Below are 20,972 nucleotides of genomic sequence, written 5' to 3' on the forward strand. Positions count from 1 at the left end.
CATGATATACTGTTTTTAGAACCAGGTACTAATATCAGATCATAAAATAAATAACTTCACGACAAAGGAGTGATCATCGATGACCGTACAAACACCGCCATCCAAGGCTCGTATTACCGCAATCGGCACCTATGTTCCGGACAAAATCCTGAGCAATGCGGATTTGGAGCAGCTTGTGGATACGAGCGACGAGTGGATTGTGCAGCGCACGGGGATTAAAGAACGACATATTACTGCGGAGCACGAATTCACTTCCCACCTGAGCATTAAGGCAGTAGAACGGCTTCGCGAGACATACAAGACTTCGCTGGACGACGTCGACTTCATCATCACCTCGACGACAACGCCGGATTATTCGTTTCCGACCGTGTCTTGCCGGATTCAGGAGCATTTTGGCATGGAACAGACAGGAGCGATTGATTTAAACGCAACCTGCGCCGGGTTCGCTTATGCACTTCATTTGGCGAACGGCATGATCAGCGCTGGCCTGCATCGCAAAATTCTGGTCGTGGCCGGGGAAACGATGTCCAAAATTACAGACTACACCGACCGCAGCACCTGCATCCTGTTTGGGGATGGAGCCGGGGCCGTGTTGGTCGAGGCAACCCCTGAGGCGGAAGCCGAATGGCCGGGATTCGAATCGTTTATTCTAGGAACGAACGGTTCCGGCGGCATCCATGTGTATCGCACCGGGCTGTCGGATCAAATGAACGGGGAGCCCCTTGAAGGGAAAGGCAAAATCGTCCAAAACGGCCGCGAGGTATTCAAATGGGCCGTCCGCACCGTGACCGCCGGTATCGAGCAGCTGCTGGAGCAGGCGGGTCTGGCTCGCGAGGACATCGACTGGTTTGTGCCGCACAGCGCTAACCTGCGCATGATCGAATCGATCTGCGAGAAAGCAGATCTCCCCCTCGCCAAAACCCTGCAAAGCGTGCAGGACATGGGGAATACGTCCTCTGCTTCCATCCCGCTGGCGCTCCAGGCTGGCATTGATGAGGGCCGCTTGAAATATGGCGACCGCGTGCTGGTGTACGGCTTTGGCAGCGGCCTAACCCACGCCGGTTTAATCCTGCGCTGGGCTGTACCGGATTTGCCGCAATCATAACAAAAGTCGACCAGGAGGTGAAAATCCTGGTCGACTTTTGTTTCGAAGAGTGTGGGGGCTGGAAGCGCGCAATATGTCTATCTGCACGGCCCTTTGCATCATTATCCCTTTTGGTAAGGGAAGAAGGACCGGGGCTTCAAATTACTTCTGTTCTGAACGAACGGGATAATCATGCAAAAGCGCCCGCCGAGGGGGAGGCACCTCTTACACGTGCCCTCGCGTCGGAGAGGTTCCCTTTTCAATCAGCAGGCTTCCAGGTACAATAACAGGAGTCATTCTTTACGATCCGCCGATCCGCCCATCTAGTAACCGAAGGAGATATCGTACGATGCCTACTCTCAGAGAACTGTTTACTGATCAGGACTTTCAGGAAGCGTTGGACCGGAAGCTGCGCATTCGCGTATTCCGCGACGATCATATGATCGACAACGGCAGCATGATTATCCGATTCACCGAGGACACCATTATCACGCAGGCGGGTGTGGACGAGTTGTCCTATCATCCGCGCCGCGAATGTCAATTTTTTGAGCTCAAAAAATAACCCCAAGGGACGTTAACCAAGCGAGTTTTCTCCGGGTTCGTCCCTTTGTTCTTATGTCCCTCCGCCTGACCTTAACTTGCCTTCCCTTCCTGCCCTGTCGGTAATACTGGATTTTCCTTAGTTACGGCAGGCGTTTCTTTGCCATAGCGAATAAAGATCCATACCCCACACAAGATGAGCACGCCTGCTGACAGCTGCAGCGGAGTTAAGCTTTCCTTCAGCAGCAACCATGCCAGCAGAGAGGCAAATACCGGCTCGCCGAGAACGGCCATCGACACCGCCGAAGCACTGAGGTATTTCATCAGCCAGTTGAACAGGTAATGGCCAAATAACGTAGGGACGATCGCCAGCAGGAGGAAAATGCCCCATTCCCGCGGTTCATAGCCGGTAAACCGGATGCCGGCAGCTGCATTATATACCGCCATCGACGTTCCTGCCACGGCAAACACGAGGAAGTTATAAACAAACGCACTGATTGTCTGCAGCAGTTGCTTGCCGACCAAAATATGAATCGCGACCGCAATTGTCCCGAGCAAGGAGAGCAAATCTCCCTTCACCGCCTTACCGGATAAGGCAAAATCTCCGGAGCCGATCGCAATCGAACCGATGCAGGCCAACGTAATGCCGAGGATCATCGCTTTATTGATTTTTGCCCCAAACAAGAAGAACGATCCAAACATCACGATGATCGGTTCCAAGGTCAGGAGGACCGTGGAGCTTGCGACCGTCGTCAAGCGCAGGGAGCCCATCCAAAGCAAGAAATGCAGCCCCAGCATCAGCCCCGAAAACATAAGACGCCCCCATTGCTTACCCGTCAGTTGCGCAATTTCTCCCCGGTAGCGCCACAGCAGCGGCAGCATCAAGATGTTCGTGATATACATCCGGTACATGGCAATCACCGACACTTCGGCATTAGACCAGCGGATGAAGATCGAAGAAAACGAGATGGCGATAATGCCTATCACGTAGAGGATTTCGTATTTCCCCATGGACTTCGTGGTGGTATGCATTTGTGTTAAGGTCCCAGCTTTCTTATCAAATTTTGTCACCCATTCGGGCTGCAAACCACTTCATTATAGCTAAGTTATGGCGGTTCCTCAATTGAAAAATAGCTGTGTTTCAAGCCTGTTCCTCCCGCACCTCTCTATCCATTGCCTTCTCCTCTTTTGGCCTGATTTTTATAGAATCGGGCTGCCGGGGGTTACTTTTATCTTCACCCCTCAACACTAAAAAGAATAGAGTAATATGCAATATTCATAGACCCTTAAGATCTAATAGAAGCAGCCCCAATCTATCGCCAAAAAAGATAAGGAGGAGCTTTCTATGAAAAAGCTGGTTCACATCTCTCAAACTTCTCCCCGGCTGACGGTTTATTCCGAGGAAAATCTGACGGGAAGAAGCCGTGTCTATACCGGGAACCTCGGCATCCGTAACACCGATGCTATTTTGGACGGAATCGAGAGCCTGCGCTTCGTTTCTTCCAATCCTAACGCAACGCTTGTACTCTTTACGCGGCCCCGCTTTAGAGGGAACTTCCGGATCCTCCGCGGCAGCCGGCGCCTGAATGACTTAGATGATCTGATCGGCGGCGAAGACGTGGAATCTCTCATTGCGACCAACCAACGGCTCACGGTAGAACAAGTTCGGCAAATTCGCACCAGCGGAACATTGCCTAGCGGATATCGCCTGATCTAAGTTTTAAGCTTATAATGGTTCCATATGATGTGTGCAGAGGATGTGTATGCCTTATGGAACCAATCGTATCCAAACGTTGGCTGTTAGCTAGAATGTATGAACCGGATCTCGTGATCGTCGATTGCCGCTTTGAGCTGGGCCAGCCGGAGGCCGGGCGCGCGGCTTATGACGCTGCGCATATTCCCGGTGCCGTCTATCTCGATCTGGAGCAGGATCTGTCGGCACCGGTCACCACGCATGGCGGGCGTCATCCACTGCCCGCCCCGGACGAGTTAGCCGCGCGCTTCGCCCGCGCCGGCATCGGCAACGCCACCAGGGTGGTCGCCTACGACGACCAGGGAGGCATGAACGCCTCCCGCCTATGGTGGCTGCTGCGCTGGTTGGGCCATGACGAGGTCTACGTCATGGACGAGGGGTTCGCCGCCTGGCAAGCCGGCGGCTATCCCGTGACCTCGGAGCGGCGGACGATCGTCCCCGCCGCTTTCACCCCCTCCCCCCGGCCGCACCTGCTGGCCGAGGTCCGGGACATCCGCCGGGCGCTCAGCGATCCCGGCGTCCTGCTGGTGGACTCGCGCGCCGCGGATCGCTACGCCGGACGCCAGGAGCCGCTCGACGCCAAAGCCGGCCACATTCCCGGGGCCATCAACCGGTTCTGGAAGCAAGTGCTGGATGACAGCGGCTCCTGGAAAAGCGAGGGCGAGCTGCGCGAGCAGCTGGCGCCGGTCATCGCCGCACTCGACGAAGGCCGCGAAGCCATCGTCTACTGCGGCTCCGGCGTGAGCGCTTGCCCGAACGTGCTCGCCCTCTACCGGCTCGGCTACCCGCAGGTCAAGCTGTACGCCGGCAGCTGGAGCGACTGGATCTCGTACCCCGAGAACCCGATCGCAACGGGGGAAGAGTAGAAGAATTCCATACTTGGCCAGTCAGCATGAAATCATAACCACCCGTCCAACGGGTGGTTTGCTCTTGGGGTATAACCCCTTGTTGCCAAACTGCGCCTAAAGACGCTAGCCTGACAATAAAATTGTTCAGGCTCAGTGTTTTTGTCACTTTCACTTACCAGTTAAACTGGTTTACTTTTTCTTGCTACCGTTTCTGCTAAATGGATCTTCATACTCTTTGACGCTCAGTTTATCGATTGCCTGGTCATGTGCTTCCTGCTCGCGGATATACTTTGCGACAGTGGCCTCATTCAAGCCCACTGTGCTTACGTAGTATCCCTCCGCCCAAAATTTCCGATTTCCATATTTATACTTTAGGGTGGCATGCTTTTCGAATATCATTAGTGAGCTCTTTCCCTTCAGATACCCCATAAATGAGGATACTGAGATTTTGGGTGGTATCGCTACCAGCATGTGTACATGATCCGGCATCATGTGGCCTTCTATGATCTCCACTCCCTTGTATTTGCACAGACGCTTAAATATTTCGATCAAATCTCTCCTCACTTGATTATAGATCTCTTTCCGTCTATACTTCGGGGTGAACACGATATGGTATTTGCACATCCACTTCGTGTGAGCTAAACTATAGCTCTTGTTTGCCATCTAAGACCATTCCTTTCTTTTATTGAGCCTGAACATCTCAATTTTATGGGAATGGTCTAGTTGGTCAAACCTTCGTTCCTCCACCCGCATAGCGGGTGGTTTTTTGTTTCGCACGCTTCGCGAGCTCAACTGGCTAAAGCCATAATCAAAAGCGTCATCCCTTCAACGGGATGGCGCTTTTTGGGTTCTGATCTATTCAGTTCACAAATCCACCTCTACCATCGACTGGGCGGTCTCCGGATAATCGGTGATGATGCCGTCAATCGGATATTTGAGCACTTCCTTCATATCTCTTCGGGAATTGACGGTCCACACCCAAACCTCGCGGCCGTCGGCATGGGCCTGGTCCACGAGAAAATCGGTTAACATCACCTGCTCGATCGTATAGAAATCAACGTCGAGCACCGACAGATCTCCAAGGGCGAAAAACAGAATGCGCCCGATCTTGATCTCGGGAGCCAATTCACGGATGCGGCCAAGCACTTCGCCGTCGAAGGATTGCACCCTCACCTCTTCCTCGACTCCCGCTTCCTTGATGAGGCGGACAACCTCCTCCGCCAGCGCTTCACTCGGCGCGCCGTTAGGCTTCAGGTCCAGCAGCAGCTTAATGCGCCCTTGCGCCTCAGCGAGCACGCTGGATAACGAGGGAATATGTATCGGATAACCATTCGCATCCATCCCGATGTACAGTTGCTGCACTTCATTGAAGTTCATATCCGCGACCCGCTTCTTCAAGCCAGTCATCCGCCGCAGGTCAGAATCGTGGTTTAACACGGCGATGCCATCCTTGGTCAACTGCACATCCAACTCCACAACCTGAAAGCCTTTTTCAATTGCGGAGATCAGGGCAGGCAGCGAATTTTCCGGAGCGTTCGACGTATCCCCGCGATGGACTGCGATCTGCACGTTCCATTTTGCGTAGACGAGGCTCTCGTTTGCCCGCAGACCGATCAGCAACGCTAGGGAGATATAGAGGGCGGCGCTCAGGACGTACGCCATCCTTTTCCACTTTAGCCCCTTCCACCAATCGATGATCTGGTTCTCCAGGCGACCGATTCGGCTGCGGCGCACTTGCAGCTGATCCTTTGGCCGAATCCATTTTAAGCGGCCCAGCGCATAATAAAGCCTCGTCAGTACGAACAGGTTGATGGGCAGCAACAGAAGCTCCAGCAGATAAGCCAGTACCGTCGAAACCGTCAGTGAATAGTGTTGGGACACCAGCGCAAGCACATCTAGATCCAGCCAGGACGGAATGTTCCCCAGAGCAGTTACCACCGCAGAGGTGACCCCCACTACCATGCAGTTGAATAGGAGCAACGTTCCAAACAGCCGCCACCGCCGACCTTGCGTCAACTGATGACTTTGGCGAACCGCCTGCCGGAGATTCATATCCTCGAGCACGATGCAATGCAGGACAAAAATCCAGCGGAGCAAAGTATACAGCAGCCCTGCGATCAGCATGAGATAAGCTACGGTCATGGTGAATGAAGCATCCAGCACTTGATTGTTCAAGAAGATCGGAACGTTAAACAACGCGTAAAACGAAGCTGACAACGGCGAGTCTACAAACGGAATCAAGAGCAGCAACAACAGCAGCAGTTGGAAGACGCCGAACCCGAACAGCTTGGGCATTTTATGCAGCACGGTTAACACGGCGTCAGAAATGGCGATCGATTTGCCAAAAAAGCGCTGCTGAATCAGCACGATAAGGACCAACAATTCAATCAGCAGGGTAAAAGAGGCAACGAGCCCGATGAGAATCAGTCCCGCCACACCTTTATAGCTCAACCCGAGCCGGTACACCTCCCCGTTTAATAGAGAACCGGAGCCGACGACCCGGAGAACGCGGTTGAACAGAAACGTCGTCACCGGCAGGACAAAGACGCTCGTAGCCAGCATATATAACAGTTGAAACAGCAGCAGCTTACCGGAATACTTGCGGAAGTCACGGATGCTTCGGCCGATCAGTTTAATCATGGCCCCCCTCCCCTGTTCCATTAGGTCCACCGCGCAGCCCAAACCTTCATCTCATGACAGATCACATGCAAGTCCATCCCCTTCGGCGTAAGGGTATATTCGACCGTCACGGGAACGGTAGGATACACCGTCCGCTCCAGTACGCCCTTCTCCTCCAGATGGCGCAACGTACTGGTTAACGCCCGCGGGCTCACTTGCGGGATGCGGCGCTGCAGCTCCCCAAAACGCAGCGTCCCCCCAAACAGCTCGCGAATCACCAGAAACGCCCATTTTCCACCAAGGACGTCCAACGTTTTTTCGATATTGCATTCGATATGCTCCGGTGTTTTCGGAATGTAATTGCTTGCTTTACGGATGCTGTTCATTCGGTATATCCTCCCCTGAAATCGATGGTTTCGTATGATGGATTCATGGTGCTATCTCAGGCCCTATAGATTCGATATAGGACACTATACTTTGTATAGTAAGTATCATGGATATAATTTAGTGAAAGAGTTTTCACTTCTTTCAATTGTATATGAACTTTTATAGAATGAAAATGGTTACAATTCAAATGCTCAAGGAGGATGACGAAACATGGAATATAGAAGACTAGGCGGAAGCGGCCTCAAAGTCAGTGAAATCAGCTTGGGAAGCTGGCTGACTTACGGCGGGTATGTCGAACGTGAAAATGCGGAGAAATCGATCAAAACCGCCTACGATCTAGGGATCAACTTCTTTGACACCGCCAATGTATATGAAAGAGGAGCTGCCGAAGAGCTGGTAGGCAAAGCGCTGAAAGCTTATCCGCGGGAATCCTACGTACTCGCTACGAAAGCGTTCTGGCCGATGGGGGACGGACCTAACGATCGCGGCTTGTCGCGCAAGCACGTGATGGAGCAAGTTCATGCCAGCCTGAAGCGTCTTGGCCATGACTATATTGATATCTTTTATTGCCACCGTCACGATCCGGAAACACCGCTTTACGAAACGCTGCGCACGATCGATGACCTGATTCGCCAAGGTAAAATCCTGTACGCTGGCGTCAGCGAATGGCAGGCTTCGCAAATTGCGGAAGCCGTGGGCTTGGCGGATCGTTACCTGCTGGATCGCATCGTTGTGAACCAGCCGGTATATAACATGTTTAATCGTTATATCGAGAAGGAAGTTATTCCGGTCAGCGAACGCCACGGCATCGGCCAGGTAGTGTTCTCCCCGCTGGCTCAAGGTCTGCTCACCGGTAAATATACATCGGCAAATGACATTCCGCAGGACAGCCGCGCAGCTAAGCTGGAATGGGTCCGCAAAGGAATTACGGAAGAGAACATCGCCAAGGTGAAGCAGCTTGAGGGAATTGCTGCTGAACTTGGAATCACGGTAGGTAACCTGGCCCTGGCTTGGATTTTACGTCAAAACAACGTGGCTAGCGCACTGGTTGGCGCCAGCCGTCCGGAGCAGGTGATCGAGAACGCCAAAGCTTCCGGCATCAAGCTGAGCGAAGACGTATTGACACGAATCGAAGAGATTCTCAGAGATGAAGTGAAGCTGTAAACCGCCTATGGCTGTTCATGCAGAAGAACCCGGTTCCGTTGCTACGGAGCCGGGTTCTTTTTTTACATGCCTTACGGTATCCCAAAACCGCATTTTTCTGATATCTTAGAGGAAGTCATACCAATCCAAGAATACATCGAATCAGGAGATTTCCCTCATGCGCAAACACATTGTAGCCATCGATATGGACGATACCCTCTGTCATCTCGTGCCCAAGGCGATCTATTATCATAATTTGCAGTTCCCCGACCGTCCGCTCACGATGGATCAAATGATCAGCTTCGATATGACGAAAATTTGGCATCCCGAGTGCAATGAAGACATCTTCTTCGGGCGCCCCGGCTTGTATGAGGAGCTGGAGATCTTTGATGAGCACACCGTCGAGGAAGTACGCAAGATGACGCAGGACCATGATGTCATCATCGTTACCGCCGCCCGCCCTTCATCTGTACAGGAAAAATGGAACTGGCTGCAACGCTGGATACCGTTTATCCCGTTTGAAAACTTCTTCGTCGCCAAGCGAAAAACGTTACTCGACTTCGATCTGCTCATCGATGACGGACCGCATAATTTGCTGCCAGCCAAGGAAGCCGGACGGCTCACGATCGGGATCCCGCGCCCATGGAACGCCCCGATTCAGCAGCAATTCCTCATGAAGGATTCATGGGAGGGCATGAGCGACTTGGTGAACCGGTTGCTGACGGAACGTTACCCAAGGGAATAACTGCTCTCGGCGGTTACTGTTCGTGCCCCCGGATAGGAGGCGAAGCTGTCTCCCCGAAGGACACGTTGATGGCATGGCGGATTTCAACGCCCTCGGCCAGCCATTCGATGTCGATGCTGGACCGGAACGGCGTCTCGATGCGCTGGATGGTGAGCAGCAGCGTTTCCGGCGACTTCCAGGTAAAGGAGGCTGCAATCTGCTCCTCCCCGCCAAACAGCGCCGTCCGCCCCAATCGCCACGTGTGGCGACCTAATTCGATCCGGTGCTCACCGCGCGGGTTCTTAACCGTCAGCACAGCCGTATCCCCTTGAATCTCGATCTTCGTGCTTTGAAGATCCAAGTCATTCGGTTCCAGCACGCATTCTTTACCGCTGCCGAGCTCAGCCTCCCCCTCCGAATCCGCCTGCAATCGAGGCGGCTCCAAGACCAGCCCCTCCAATACATGCCGCAGTTCTTGCTCCGCCGCCGCATCTTCTTCGGAAGAGCCTCCATTTCCTTCAGAGAAGGCACTCAGCAGGTGCTCCCATACGCCGTTCAGAATTCCCTGCATATCGTTGGTCCCGGACGTCATCGCGAGAACGGCCTCCTGCTCCGGCAGAACGATGCAGAATTGGCCAAACGCTCCGTCCCCCCGATATACACCGTGGCGGCAGCGCCAGAACTGGTACCCGTAGCCTTGCGCCCAGTCGCTGTCTCCGCCGTTTCCATTGGAGATCTGCTTGGAGGTTGCGGCATCAATCCAGCTCTCCTCCACCAGGCGTTTGCCTTGCCACACGCCTTTTTGCAAGTACAGCTGGCCGAATTTCGCAACATCCTCTGTCGTTACTTTGAGTCCAAATCCCCCGGTATTAATGCCTCGCGGGCAGCTCTCCCAAGTTGGATTCTCGATACCCAGCGGCTCGAACAGACGGGGCTGCAAATATTCCAGCAAGGTTTCCCCGGTGATCTTCTGCAGGATGGCGGACAGCATGTAGGTCGCTCCCGTATTGTACACGAAGACCGTCCCCGGCTCATGCTCTACCGGCAAGGCTAAAAACGACTTCACCCAGTTCCCGTCCTTCGCCCCAGCAAGCGCCCCCATCGTATCCACCGCATGGCCCGTCCCCATCATCAGCAGATGCTTGACCTGCATGGCAGCCAAATTCGGCGATACTTCCTCCGGCACATCTTCCGGAAAGAAAGAAACAACCGGATCATCCAAACTCAGCTTGCCCTCATAAACAGCCATGCCGATGGCGGTTGAGGTGAAGCTTTTGCTCAGGGAAAATAACATATGCGGCAGATCCGGCCCATAAGGCGCCCACCAGCCCTCCGCCGCAACATGCCCCTGCCGCATGAGCATGAAGCTATGCAATTCAATCGAATGCGCTTTCAAATATTCCAAAAAATGAATCACGTTCCGAGCCGAGATCCCCAGCTCCTTCAGGCTTTTTCTAGGCAGCGATTTCTCCGTATGGACGGACATTTCCACCTCTCCCTTCATTGGGCCTTTTACCCAATTTCCATTATACACCTGCTGGAGCATGCAAGGTATCTGTGATGGCGATGCAAATCCGCAAAGCGCACAGCCGCGCGGTCGAAGCAGCGATGTAACTTTTTCCAGACGCTGATTTTCTCCAAATTTCGCGCCAGCCTATCCAACAACCGAAGCGAAGTATGCTAGAATAAAGAGCATGGTTTGCGATAGAACGAATAGAAAGGGACGTCATCGTTGGCACAATTATTTTACAAGTACGGAGCAATGAACAGCGGCAAATCGATCGAAATTTTGAAGGTTGCCCACAATTACGAAGAGCAGAACAAACCGGTGCTGCTCTTTACTTCGGCGATCGATAACCGTGATGAGGTTGGTTACGTCTCCTCGCGGATCGGATTGCGCCGAGAGGCGATTCCGATTTATCCGGATACGAACATCTTTGAAATCGTCAAAAATCATACGCCGCGCTTATACTGCGTATTGGTGGACGAATGCCAATTTCTGAATGAGAGCAATATCAAGCAGCTGGTTCGTATCGTTGATGAACTGGATATTCCTGTGATGGCGTTCGGATTGAAGAACGATTTCCAGAACCAGTTGTTTGAGGGCAGCCGCCTGCTGCTGATTTATGCCGACAAAATCGAGGAAATGAAAACGATCTGCTGGTTCTGCGCACGCAAAGCGACAATGAACCTGCGGGTGGAGAACGGTAAACCTGTTTACACCGGCGAGCAGATCCAAATCGGCGGCAACGAGTCGTATTATCCGGTGTGCCGGAAATGTCACGCCAATCCGCCGCTGTAAAGCTTCCACATCTAAAATAACGGACCGGCTATTCGCCGGTCCGTTTGTCTTTTCTAATCCATGTCGTAAATTGTGCCTACCTTCAGTCCGTACAGCTCGTTGTAGATCTTTTCCGCGTAGGCGTCCGTCATGCCGGCAATATAATCGATGATCATATGCTCCCATGTCCAAATCGGCTTAGGTCTAGCTTGGTCCCGATCAAATCTGCGCAGCCAGTCGCCGGGGATAATCGATTTGCTGGTCTCCGGATCAACAAAGGCATCCCACAACCGCTTGATAATCCAAGCACTGCGCTTCTGCAGCCGTTGAACCCGCAAATCTCGGATCATCGTCACCCAAGCGAAGCTCTTCAGCACGCTCACCGTCCGCAGCATATCCATGTCCTCCTGCCCGTCCTTCACGAACGTAACCTTCTGCCAATTGCCGTCGTCGGTCACTCCCAGGCTGCCAACGAACAAGCTGACCCAATAAGCCTTGACTTCCCGGCGCGTGCGGGAATAGTCATGATCGCACACCGGCATTTTAACGTTCCAGATGCGCAGGAAATCGTCAAGCACCTCGGCCACCTTGACCTGAATTTGTGGCGGTTGCCATCCCGTCCAGCAAGCATCCTCCAGCGTCATGATCTTCTCGACAATCAGCCGCTGAATGTGCGAGTCCTTAAGGAAATGCTCGTGCACCTCGATTTTTCCCGCCTTGATGCCATCTTCAAGATCGTGGGCCGAATAAGCGATGTCGTCGCACAGGTCCATGAGCTGCGCCTCAAACGTCTTCTTGCCCTCAGGAATGCCCCAGCGGTCGCGTATGTAAGAGATGTACTCCCATTCATGCAGATATAACCCTTTCTTGTTGATCGTACCGGGATAAGGGTATTTATTTGTTCCGAGTAACACCGCATCGGATAGGTTCAACCCATCGATGTTTTCCCGCTTCTCCAGGAACATCATGAGCCGGAAATTGTGGGCGTTGCCTTCAAAATGCTCGTATTTCTGACGGAAGGCAGCCCTCGTTTGCTGCTCTTCTTCCGGAGTCGGCTGTTTGCCCTTTAAAGCTGCCCGTACCTTCTCCTCAATGAGCTTCTCCAAAATTTGATCCAGTACCTCTTCGCCTTTATGCCCAAACGGGGGATGACCAAAATCATGGCAAATGGCGGCGCATTCCACCACCTCCGGATCGATAACCAATCCTGGATGCTGAGCGCGGTCAGCATCCAGCTCCGGATACGTGCGCAGCAGACTGCGCGCGGCTTCCCGGGCGATCTGGGCGACCTCCAGCGAATGTGTCAGCCGGGTTCGATAATAATCGCCTGTGCCGGCCCCAAATACTTGCGACTTCCCTTGCAGCCGGCGGAAGGTCGGGGAATGGATCAGCCGTGAATAATCGCGTTCGAAGGTGGCGCGGTTATTTTCATGTCCGATATTGTCCGGGTATTGGCGGTGCTCTCTGAGTTCGTGGATATTCATGGCTCTTGCACTCCTTGTCGCGTTCTCTCTTTTCTGTTATTGTAGCCGTCCGCAGCCGGAACATAAAGCACCGCACCCCAAATTTGTTACTCTACACCAAAAAAACACCCAGCAAACGGGGGGATGAAAATGGGGATCTGTATCTTCCGCACACCTCATCTCAAGATTATCCCTTTGGATCAGAACTGGGGATCGTCGTTTTTTTGGTTTATACTTCATGAGTTTTTCGCGACCGATCTGATGCAACGGGATAATCCTCAAAAAGAGGGGGCAAAAAACAGACTCCAACCAAAAAAGCCGGAACTCCTGAACGGAGTATCCAGCTTCTTCTTTTACGATATGAATCATCAGCTCAGCCCTACCCACGCATCGTTGGAGTAACCGCGCTGCTCCCAATATCCGACATGCTCGCCTTCGATAAGCTCGATGCGGTTCAGCCACTTCACCGACTTGTAGGCGTACATCTTCGGCACAATCAGCCTTACCGGGCCGCCCAAATCGCTTGGGATCGGTTTGCCATCATGCATCACCGCAACCATCACATCGTCCATATTCGCCTGATCCAAAGTGAGGGTATCGGTGTAGACCCCGTCCCCCGAGTAGAACTTCACCGTTTGAGCGTTGGGCTTCACGCCGGCTTGTTGGAGCAACTCGCGCAGCGGGATGCCTTCCCAAGTATTGTTGTACACCGACCAGCCTGTCACACAGTGAAAATCACTGACCTGCACCTTACGCTTCAGCTTAAGGAATTCCTCCCAGTTCCACTTGAACTTGTTGTTCACCAGCCCATCGATCGTGAACGACCAGTTCTCATTGGTGAAAGTAGGAATATCCGTCACCGTATAGATCCGGAAACGCCCCTGCGCTCCGCCGCCAACCACCTGTGCGGAGTCCGGCAGCGGCACCGGATTGGGGACGAGCTTGTTCGCATTCTCCTCCAGCAGTTTATCCACCGCTGTCGTACCGCCGATGCTGCCAAAGGAGTCCCCCAACCATTTCAGAAAGGTTGGCCCTACCGTGACCGCCAACCCTACGCCGATAGCTCCGCGGATAAACGCTCGGCGGGTATAGACCGGCTGAGGAGATGAGGGACCTTGCTGGGATCCAGCGCCTCCCGCCGCCACAACCTCTGCCTTCTTGCCTGCAGCGGCTGGGCGAGCCTCAGGTTTAATTGACCGTCGGGCCGGTTCCTTCAACCATTTGGTTCGGGTGATGGAATGGTAAATGATATACGGCAAGCCAATCCAGGTCAAGAGATCATGCACGACGAGCGCGACATTAGACACCCTCGGCCCCACGGCCTTGAACTGCCAGAGCAGCACGCCAGAGCCAAACCAGCCTAACAACAAGGCTAGGACCACGATGACATTCAACCGTTGCCAAGGCTTTTGTCTCAGTTGCTTCCAATGCTGCCCCGCTAACAGCAAGTAATAAATGACCGGAAGGATCGAAGCAACGCCTACCGCAATATGCAGCCATTTGAGCCAAACCCGGCCCTCGCCAAGCAAACCGCGCCAAAACCCGCCAACCAGCAGCAGCCCCGTCAGTGCAAGGATCACAATGATCCAGCCGTTCCAGGTATGCAGGGCTACGAGTTTCTTGCCATACCCTTTGCGCAGGCGCTCCAGTACCCCCTTCATACCTCCACCTCCTCCTTATTTTAGTTGTATATTCTCAGCATGCCTGCCATCATTCGCTTCTAGTACTGTGAACCAAAACGTACTGCCCCCTGTCTCCGATTCAACGACGCCGATCTCACCGCCGTATTGCTCCACTAAACGCTTCGCAATGGACAGCCCTAAACCGGCGCCCCCGCTTTCTCGGTTGCGTGATCGATCCGAACGATAAAACCGCTCGAAGATCCGCTCCCTCTCTTCGGGAGGGATACCCGGTCCCTGATCTTCGATCGCAAAACGGATCCAACCACTTGCAGGACCGCCGTCGACCTCCACAGCCGAGCATGAAATTGTCCCCCCTTTGGGAGAATACCTGACGGCGTTTTCCAGTAAATTTTGCAGCACTCGTTCCAGGTGTCGGGGGGCCATTCGCAGCTTTAACGGACGATCGGGCAGCTCTACCTTCAGTTGCAGCGACTTCGCTTCGCACGGCTTGACGAATCGCGGCAGCAGCTCAATCAGCACATCTTCTGCGACTGAAATCTTGAATTCTTCTGTTTCCTGTTTGGCCGATTCAAGCGTTGACAGCTCAAACAAGTCCTGAATCAGCTCCCCCAACCGTACTGTCTCCGTCCGAATGGTCGCTAAATATTGCCGAAATGTAGCTTCATCTTGGATGACATCGTCCTCCAACGCCTCCACATAGGATTGAACCGATGCCAACGGTGTCCTCAAGTCATGAGCCATGTTGGCGACCAGCTCACGCTGGGCGGCTTCCGCTGCCGATACTTGTTTGAAGCTGGCCTCCAGGCTGTCGCCCATATGGTTAAACCGATCGGCGAGTTGACGGAACTCCTTCAACCCCGTGTACTCCACCCGTGCCTTCAGATCGCCTTCGGCAATCCGTTTGGCCCCTTCGCCAATTCGTTTCACCGAAGCTTCCAGCGGCCGCACCAGCACGAAATGAAGCAGCGCCGACACCAGCCCCGCACCAATCGAGGCGACGGTCAGCCAGACAAACTGCTCCTTGTTCAACAACATATATCGATAAAATGCCAGCAACAGAAGGATGATCATCGCGATACTGAGCAGGTTGGCCAACAGGAGATAGGTTCGCAGCTTCATCGCTCCTGCCCCCTCGCTTCCAGCTTATAACCAATTCCCCAGACCGTTTTGATCCAGTCCGGGGTCGATGGGTTGGTCTCGATTTTTTCCCGCAGCCGGCGGATATGCACGGTCACCGTTGTAGTATCACCGTCATAGGCCACATCCCACACCTGGTTTAGCAGTTGGCTACGGGAAAACACTTTACCCGGGTACTTCGCAAGCAAATGCAGAAGATCAAATTCCTTCATCGTCAAATCCACTTCTGCTCCCCTGATCAGCACCCGCCGCTCCTGCGGATAAATTTCCAGACCGTCAAACGCAATCGCCGGCCCGTGTTCTTCTTCCATCGATAAATTTGAGGGGACCGCTGCAGCGGCTTTACCCGTTTGAACGCCTGTGCGACGCAAAATGTTTTTGATTCGCAGCACCAGCTCGCGTGGACTAAACGGCTTGGTCAGGTAATCGTCCGCTCCCATAGTGAGTCCCAGCAAACGGTCGGCTTCCTCCCCTCGGGCCGTTAGCATGATAATCGGCGTATCCTCCTGCTGCCGGATCCGATCACACACCTCCAGACCGCCAAGCTTTGGCATCATGAGGTCAAGCACCAGCAAATCGGGATGATGTTCTTCCCAAAGGCGCAGCGCTTCCTCTCCGTCTGAGGCGACCCAAACCGTCCAGCCCTCTCGCTCAAGATAGCGGCGGCAGACATCTGTTATATTTTGTTCATCGTCGGCAACTACAATTTTGGCGCTCACAACAATGGCCCCCTGGCATATGGTAAGTCTTCCCTGCAATGTTAATCACATTATACCTTGAAGTTTGATTGGTTACGAACTTTAAGTTATTTGCCCATCTCGCTGCCCATATCATCCATCATTTCATTGTCCATCATTTCTTTATCCTTCATCTCATCGCCCATCATGTCCTGGTCCATATCGCTCTCTTTCATCTCTTCACCCATCATCTCTTGGTTCATCTCACCGCTGCCGGAGGAATTGTTCATCTCCGTGGAGGCGTTGCCCCCGTCATTCATCATGTTCTCTTTGTTCATGTCATTGCTTTTGGCCCCACATGCGGCTAACGTCAACATGGCCCCCAGCATAAGAATCAATCCAAATTTTTTCATTTCTCTCTTCCTTTCATTATTTAACTTGGTTCGCCCATTATCTTAGCGAATAATGCTAACCATCCAAGAACAAACCACTTGCAAAAGTGTTAGAAAAGTCTTACGAAAGTCTTACACCCCCCAAGAAAATAACAAAACCCGCTTCAGGCTGAACTGTGACCCGTAAGATGGACACTTTAAGAAAAAGTGCCCCTCTTGCGGGTCATTTGTGTTTTAATCAGAATATCTGATAACGGGAGAGAAGAACATGAGGAAAGTAAGAGGCGAAAACAAGCTGTTTACGGAACAGCAAAGAAAGCAGCTGGAGAGTAATCCTAACGTGCAGCATGTCACAGATCGCACTATCACGTATACGCCCTCTTTTAAGCTAGCAGCAATTAAGGCCTATCAAGAAGGTAAAACACCGATGGAGATCTTTCTGAATGCGGGATTTGACATCGCAGCTATCGGCAACGAAAAGCCCAAGAAGTGCCTAAAGCGTTGGAGAGAGCAGTATCAAAAACTTGGAGAAGCTGGACTGCTTGAGGATCGACGAGGCAAAAACAGTGTTGGAAGACCATCTCAAGGTGAGTTATCGGTTGAGCAGAAGTTGAAACGAGCAGAGGCTCGAATCAAACTACTTGAAGCAGAGAATGAACTGCTAAAAAAGCTCGAAGCGCTCGAAAGACAAAAACAGTTTTAACGTCCGCAGAGCGCTATGCCATAATCAACCATACGATTCGAGCCTACGGTTTTAAAAAGATGACGCAATACTTGTGCATCCTCGCCGGCGTCAGCCGCAGTGGTTACTATCGCTGGCTGGGGGCTGAAGAAAAGCGACAACTACGTAAGCGTTCAGATGAGCAGGATTTAGCGCTCATTAAGGGTCACTATGACCAGTTACGCGGCAAAGCCGGTGCACTGACTATTAAGATGCGTTTAGAAGGGCATAACGGCGTAATCATGAATCACAAGAAGATTCGCCGATTAATGCGAAAGTACAATCTGGTCGCCAGAATACGCCAAGCCAATCCTTATCGTAAAATGGCAAGAGCCACACAGGAACACAAGACATGCCCCAATCTGTTAAACCGTCAGTTTAACCCAGGTGTGCCGGAGAAGGTACTGCTGACAGACATTACGTATCTCCGATATGGTAACGGGCAGTGGGCTTATCTGTCTTGTGTTAAAGACGGCGCTACTCGCCAGATCCTCGCCCACTACGTATCCTCTTCACTAGAGATGTCTCTTGTAGAGCGGACGCTGGACAATTTGATTGAACGACTGGACGGGAACATTCATCCCGAAGCGATCCTTCACTCTGACCAGGGCAGCCATTACACCCATCCTAGGTTCCGTCAACGCGTCGCCAGGATAGGAATTCAACAGTCGATGTCCCGCAAGGGAAACTGCTGGGATAACGCCTCTATGGAGACATTTTTCGGTCACTTAAAGGATGAGCTCGAGTACCGTCGTTGTGAAACATTAGGGGAACTACGCCAGAAGATTGAGGAATATATCCAGTACTACAACGCAGAACGTTACCAATGGACATTAAAAAAGATGACTCCTGATCAATACAGGAGCCATCTATTGTCCGCCTAAACGGGGCTTCTTTCACTGTCCATAAACTGGGTCACAGTTCAGGCTCAGCCTAAAACGGGTTTAAGTTCTATTTAATTTATCGGGGACGACCAGCAATCCCATACATCAACAGGTCCACCGTATACTCAATTTCTTCGTCTTCATCGATCGAAAAATCTGGCACCAAGAGCACATGAACCAAAATCATTCCAATCATGACACTGGCACCGGTTCGGAGGATTCGCCAAGGCGGCGCATCAACAAGCTGCCCTTGTTCCTGAAAATGCTGGACCACTCGCTTGAGTCGTTCAAACACGATCTCGGAGGCCAGACTCTTCACCTGCTCCAGCAGCTCCGGCTGAAACGGGACCTCCTGGATCAAGATTTTGATAATTCGCATATTCTCCCGAACAAACTTGAACCGATCCTTCGCCAGCGCGCGAAAGAAGTCCTCTGCCCGTTCATACGGCATATCAATCGTTTTGGCAAAATCCCGCAGCAGAAACGGCGCAACCAGCTTGATCACAATAGGTCCGGCGATAGATAGCAGCAGATCCTTCTTCGTCTTATAGTGGCGGAAAATCGTTCCCTCAGCTACCCCGGCCTTCTGCGCGATTTCACTGGTGGATGTGGCGGCATACCCTTTCTCGGCAAAAATCTCCGTGGCTGCCTCCAAAATTTTGATCTGCTTCTCCGTCTTCTTCTCCGTATCCTCTTCCGTCAACCGGATCAAGTCCTCCAGCCACTGCTCTTTCTTCTCCGACATAGAGGCCTCTCTCCTTTCCCTTCGTATCGTTAGCTTCTTTGTCCAGCGTACTATATTTTACGGTGCTTGCGCAACGCAAGGACATTCGCGAGCATAAAGACGAGGGACAAGACAGCCAACACATACACATCCAGGGCAATTCCGCTCCAACCTTCGCCGCGGATCATGATGCCGCGCAGCGCATCCGCGCCATACTTCAGCGGTGTGATATGCGTGATCCAGCGCAGCCAAGGCGAGATGCTCTCCAGGTCAAACAATCCGGAGAAAAATACCTGCGGCACGATCACAATCGGGATGAACTGAATCATCTGGAACTCGGTATTGGCGAACGCGGACAGTAACGTGCCGAAACTCAGTGCCGTCAGGGACAGCAGTAACATGATGAGCAACACATATCCAAAAGAGCCCACCATCAAGCTGCCCAGCGCATACACCGTAAACCCGGCGATCAACACCGCCTGCAGGCTGGTGAAAATCCCAAAGCCCGCCATATAACCAACGACGATTTCCCATCGACGCAGCGGCGTCGCGAGCAGCCGTTCCAGCGTGCCGCTTGTTCGTTCGCGCAGAAAAGACACCCCCGCGATCAGAAACACGAAGAAGAAAGCAAACAATCCGATCAACACCGGACTAAAGCTGTCGAAGCTCGACATGTCTGCGGATCCGTGCAAGTATTGGAACTCCGGTGCAACGGCCTGCCCGTTCGAACTTCCTGCGACTCCGGCTGGAGCCGCTTGCCCTTGAAGCGTTTTTTGCATAAGAAGCATGACCGCCTGGTTTTTGGAGGGATCACTGCCTTCCAGCTTCACCTGCGCTGCCCCCTGATCTAAGCGAATAAATGCATCAATCTCTTGATCAGCCAAGGCTGCTTCAGCCGCTTCCACGGTATCGTAGGCAGTGACTTTCGCATCAGCAGCGGTTAATTTCTCCGTTATCGCCGCCGGCAGCTCTACGGTACCAATTTTCGGTTGGTAGGTATCCCCATTAAACACAAGATACATTAAGGATAAGACCAGAAGCGGAGCGACAACCAACAACGCCATCGTTCTTTTATCATGAATAAACTGACGAGCGATACGAACAATGACAGCCCGGATTCTCATACACGAACCCCTCCGTAATGCAAAAATGCTTCCTCAATCGTTGCGCTGCCAGTCTCTTGTTTCAGCGCCTCCGGCGTACCTACGGCGATCAGATGGCCGTCCCTCACCATCCCCAGCCGATGGCATTTGTCAGCTTCGTCCATGACGTGGGTCGTGACGAGAATCGTTGTGCCTTTTTGGCTCAGGTTTTCGAATTCGTCCCAAATTGACTTGCGCAGCACCGGGTCGATCCCGACGGTAGGTTCGTCGAGAATGAGCACCTCGGGCTCATGCATAAGCGCGATCGCCAGCGATAAGCGGCGTTTCATCCCGCCGGAGTATGCGCTGAGCGGACGCTTCAGATGATCCGTCAAATTGACGAGCGCCATCACCTCTTCGATCCGACGCTTCATTTTTGCACCTTTCAGCCCAAACAACGCCCCAAAAAACTCCAGATTCTCCTTCGCAGTAAGCTCGTTATACATTGCGTCAGATTGAGCCATATAGCCGATGCGGTTCATCATGCTAAGCTTGGGCATGCGGATGCCCAGCACCTCAACCTCGCCGCTAGTCGCTTCGTCGATGCCGGCGATCATTTTGACAAGCGTTGTCTTGCCCGAGCCCGACGGTCCCAGCAGTCCAAAAATCTCATTGCGCCGCACCTCCAGGCTGATCCCGTGCAGCACCTCTTTATCATTGAACTTGCGAGTCACACCTTGCGTTCGAATACAAACTTCTTGGCTAGACATCTGCACCACTCCTCTAGGGGACAGGTTATTGATGTGAGTACTTACTCACATTTCCTTAATGGTTCAAATATACCCCCAGGTGCGAAAATAGTCAAGTGAG

At 52.6% G+C, this 20,972-nt stretch carries 20 protein-coding genes and 1 pseudogene; 8 read left to right on the forward strand and 13 right to left on the reverse strand.

The features are described 5' to 3' along the window. The first annotated feature begins 79 nt into the window (after positions 1 to 79). Complete coding sequence (locus tag C812_RS14805; RefSeq protein ID WP_016313466.1) at positions 80 to 1,105, forward strand: ketoacyl-ACP synthase III; 1,026 nt, start codon at positions 80 to 82, stop codon at positions 1,103 to 1,105. Positions 1,106 to 1,433: 328 nt separating this feature from the next. Continuing rightward, positions 1,434 to 1,646 (forward strand): hypothetical protein, encoded by a 213-nt coding sequence (locus C812_RS14810; protein ID WP_016313467.1) that lies wholly within the window; start codon positions 1,434 to 1,436, stop codon positions 1,644 to 1,646. 71 nt (positions 1,647 to 1,717) lie between these two features. Here C812_RS14810 and C812_RS14815 read toward each other — a convergent pair whose 3' ends face one another. Next, on the reverse strand, positions 1,718 to 2,656 hold the full coding sequence (locus C812_RS14815) for a DMT family transporter (protein ID WP_016313468.1): 939 nt from the start codon (positions 2,654 to 2,656) through the stop codon (positions 1,718 to 1,720). A 313-nt stretch (positions 2,657 to 2,969) separates the two neighbouring features. On the opposite strand from C812_RS14815, the gene C812_RS14820 reads away from it, so the two are divergent. Together C812_RS14820 and C812_RS14825 are read left to right on the forward strand one after the other, a co-directional pair. Next, positions 2,970 to 3,341 carry a hypothetical protein gene (locus C812_RS14820; RefSeq protein WP_016313469.1) on the forward strand — a complete coding sequence of 124 codons (372 nt, stop codon included), beginning with the start codon at positions 2,970 to 2,972 and terminating at the stop codon, positions 3,339 to 3,341. 53 nt (positions 3,342 to 3,394) lie between these two features. Then, positions 3,395 to 4,243, forward strand: coding sequence for a sulfurtransferase (locus C812_RS14825; protein WP_016313470.1), 849 nt, complete (start codon positions 3,395 to 3,397; stop codon positions 4,241 to 4,243). Positions 4,244 to 4,414: 171 nt separating this feature from the next. Here C812_RS14825 and tnpA read toward each other — a convergent pair whose 3' ends face one another. The 3 genes from tnpA to C812_RS14840 form a co-directional block, all read right to left on the reverse strand. Continuing rightward, the gene (gene tnpA, locus C812_RS14830; protein WP_016311435.1) at positions 4,415 to 4,888 is read right to left on the reverse strand and encodes an IS200/IS605 family transposase; all 474 of its coding nucleotides are present in this window, start codon (positions 4,886 to 4,888) and stop codon (positions 4,415 to 4,417) included. A gap of 201 nt (positions 4,889 to 5,089) precedes the next feature. After that, positions 5,090 to 6,865 carry a glycerophosphodiester phosphodiesterase gene (locus tag C812_RS14835; RefSeq protein WP_016313471.1) on the reverse strand — a complete coding sequence of 592 codons (1,776 nt, stop codon included), beginning with the start codon at positions 6,863 to 6,865 and terminating at the stop codon, positions 5,090 to 5,092. 20 nt (positions 6,866 to 6,885) lie between these two features. After that, complete coding sequence (locus C812_RS14840; protein ID WP_009224498.1) at positions 6,886 to 7,230, reverse strand: winged helix-turn-helix transcriptional regulator; 345 nt, start codon at positions 7,228 to 7,230, stop codon at positions 6,886 to 6,888. A 211-nt stretch (positions 7,231 to 7,441) separates the two neighbouring features. On the opposite strand from C812_RS14840, the gene C812_RS14845 reads away from it, so the two are divergent. Further along, positions 7,442 to 8,395: an aldo/keto reductase family protein gene (locus C812_RS14845; RefSeq protein WP_016313472.1), complete on the forward strand. Its 954-nt coding sequence runs from the start codon at positions 7,442 to 7,444 to the stop codon at positions 8,393 to 8,395. A 157-nt stretch (positions 8,396 to 8,552) separates the two neighbouring features. Next, positions 8,553 to 9,119, forward strand: coding sequence for a 5' nucleotidase, NT5C type (locus C812_RS14850; protein WP_016313473.1), 567 nt, complete (start codon positions 8,553 to 8,555; stop codon positions 9,117 to 9,119). Between the two features lie 13 nt (positions 9,120 to 9,132). Here the strand turns inward: C812_RS14850 and C812_RS14855 are convergent, their stop codons facing one another. Then, a complete protein-coding gene (locus tag C812_RS14855) occupies positions 9,133 to 10,584 on the reverse strand; it encodes a serine hydrolase domain-containing protein (protein WP_016313474.1) in 1,452 nt (483 codons plus the stop codon). Between the two features lie 246 nt (positions 10,585 to 10,830). Between C812_RS14855 and C812_RS14860 the strand changes: the two genes are divergently transcribed. Beyond that, a complete protein-coding gene (locus C812_RS14860; protein WP_016313475.1) occupies positions 10,831 to 11,400 on the forward strand; it encodes a thymidine kinase in 570 nt (189 codons plus the stop codon). A gap of 53 nt (positions 11,401 to 11,453) precedes the next feature. On the opposite strand, the gene C812_RS14865 is transcribed toward C812_RS14860, so the two are convergent. The 5 genes from C812_RS14865 to C812_RS14890 form a co-directional block, all read right to left on the reverse strand. Continuing rightward, a complete protein-coding gene (locus C812_RS14865) occupies positions 11,454 to 12,863 on the reverse strand; it encodes a deoxyguanosinetriphosphate triphosphohydrolase family protein (protein ID WP_016313476.1) in 1,410 nt (469 codons plus the stop codon). A gap of 347 nt (positions 12,864 to 13,210) precedes the next feature. Then, entirely contained in the window at positions 13,211 to 14,503 is a 1,293-nt protein-coding gene (locus C812_RS14875; RefSeq protein ID WP_016313478.1) for a molybdopterin-dependent oxidoreductase, read from the reverse strand. A gap of 15 nt (positions 14,504 to 14,518) precedes the next feature. Continuing rightward, entirely contained in the window at positions 14,519 to 15,604 is a 1,086-nt protein-coding gene (locus C812_RS14880; RefSeq protein ID WP_016313479.1) for a sensor histidine kinase, read from the reverse strand. Continuing rightward, positions 15,601 to 16,341: a response regulator transcription factor gene (locus tag C812_RS14885; protein ID WP_016313480.1), complete on the reverse strand. Its 741-nt coding sequence runs from the start codon at positions 16,339 to 16,341 to the stop codon at positions 15,601 to 15,603. Before C812_RS14885 ends, C812_RS14880 begins: the two co-directional genes overlap by 4 nt. 86 nt (positions 16,342 to 16,427) lie before the next feature. Further along, complete coding sequence (locus C812_RS14890; protein ID WP_016313481.1) at positions 16,428 to 16,712, reverse strand: hypothetical protein; 285 nt, start codon at positions 16,710 to 16,712, stop codon at positions 16,428 to 16,430. A gap of 247 nt (positions 16,713 to 16,959) precedes the next feature. Between C812_RS14890 and C812_RS21930 the strand changes: the two are divergent. Then, positions 16,960 to 18,296, forward strand: a pseudogene (locus C812_RS21930) (IS3 family transposase). Positions 18,297 to 18,372: 76 nt separating this feature from the next. On the opposite strand, the gene C812_RS14905 reads toward C812_RS21930, so the two are convergent. The 3 genes from C812_RS14905 to C812_RS14915 are packed head-to-tail and all read right to left on the reverse strand — an operon-like array spanning position 18,373 to position 20,872. Next, a complete protein-coding gene (locus tag C812_RS14905; RefSeq protein WP_016313482.1) occupies positions 18,373 to 19,041 on the reverse strand; it encodes a TetR/AcrR family transcriptional regulator in 669 nt (222 codons plus the stop codon). Between the two features lie 50 nt (positions 19,042 to 19,091). Further along, positions 19,092 to 20,144 (reverse strand): ABC transporter permease, encoded by a 1,053-nt coding sequence (locus C812_RS14910; protein WP_016313483.1) that lies wholly within the window; start codon positions 20,142 to 20,144, stop codon positions 19,092 to 19,094. Continuing rightward, complete coding sequence (locus tag C812_RS14915) at positions 20,141 to 20,872, reverse strand: ABC transporter ATP-binding protein (protein WP_016313484.1); 732 nt, start codon at positions 20,870 to 20,872, stop codon at positions 20,141 to 20,143. The genes C812_RS14910 and C812_RS14915 overlap by 4 nt, the downstream gene beginning before the upstream one ends. Positions 20,873 to 20,972 lie beyond the last annotated feature (100 nt).

It is taken from the genome of Paenibacillus barengoltzii G22, assembly GCF_000403375.2.
In the GTDB taxonomy this organism is placed as follows: Bacteria; Bacillota; Bacilli; order Paenibacillales; family Paenibacillaceae; genus Fontibacillus; species Fontibacillus barengoltzii.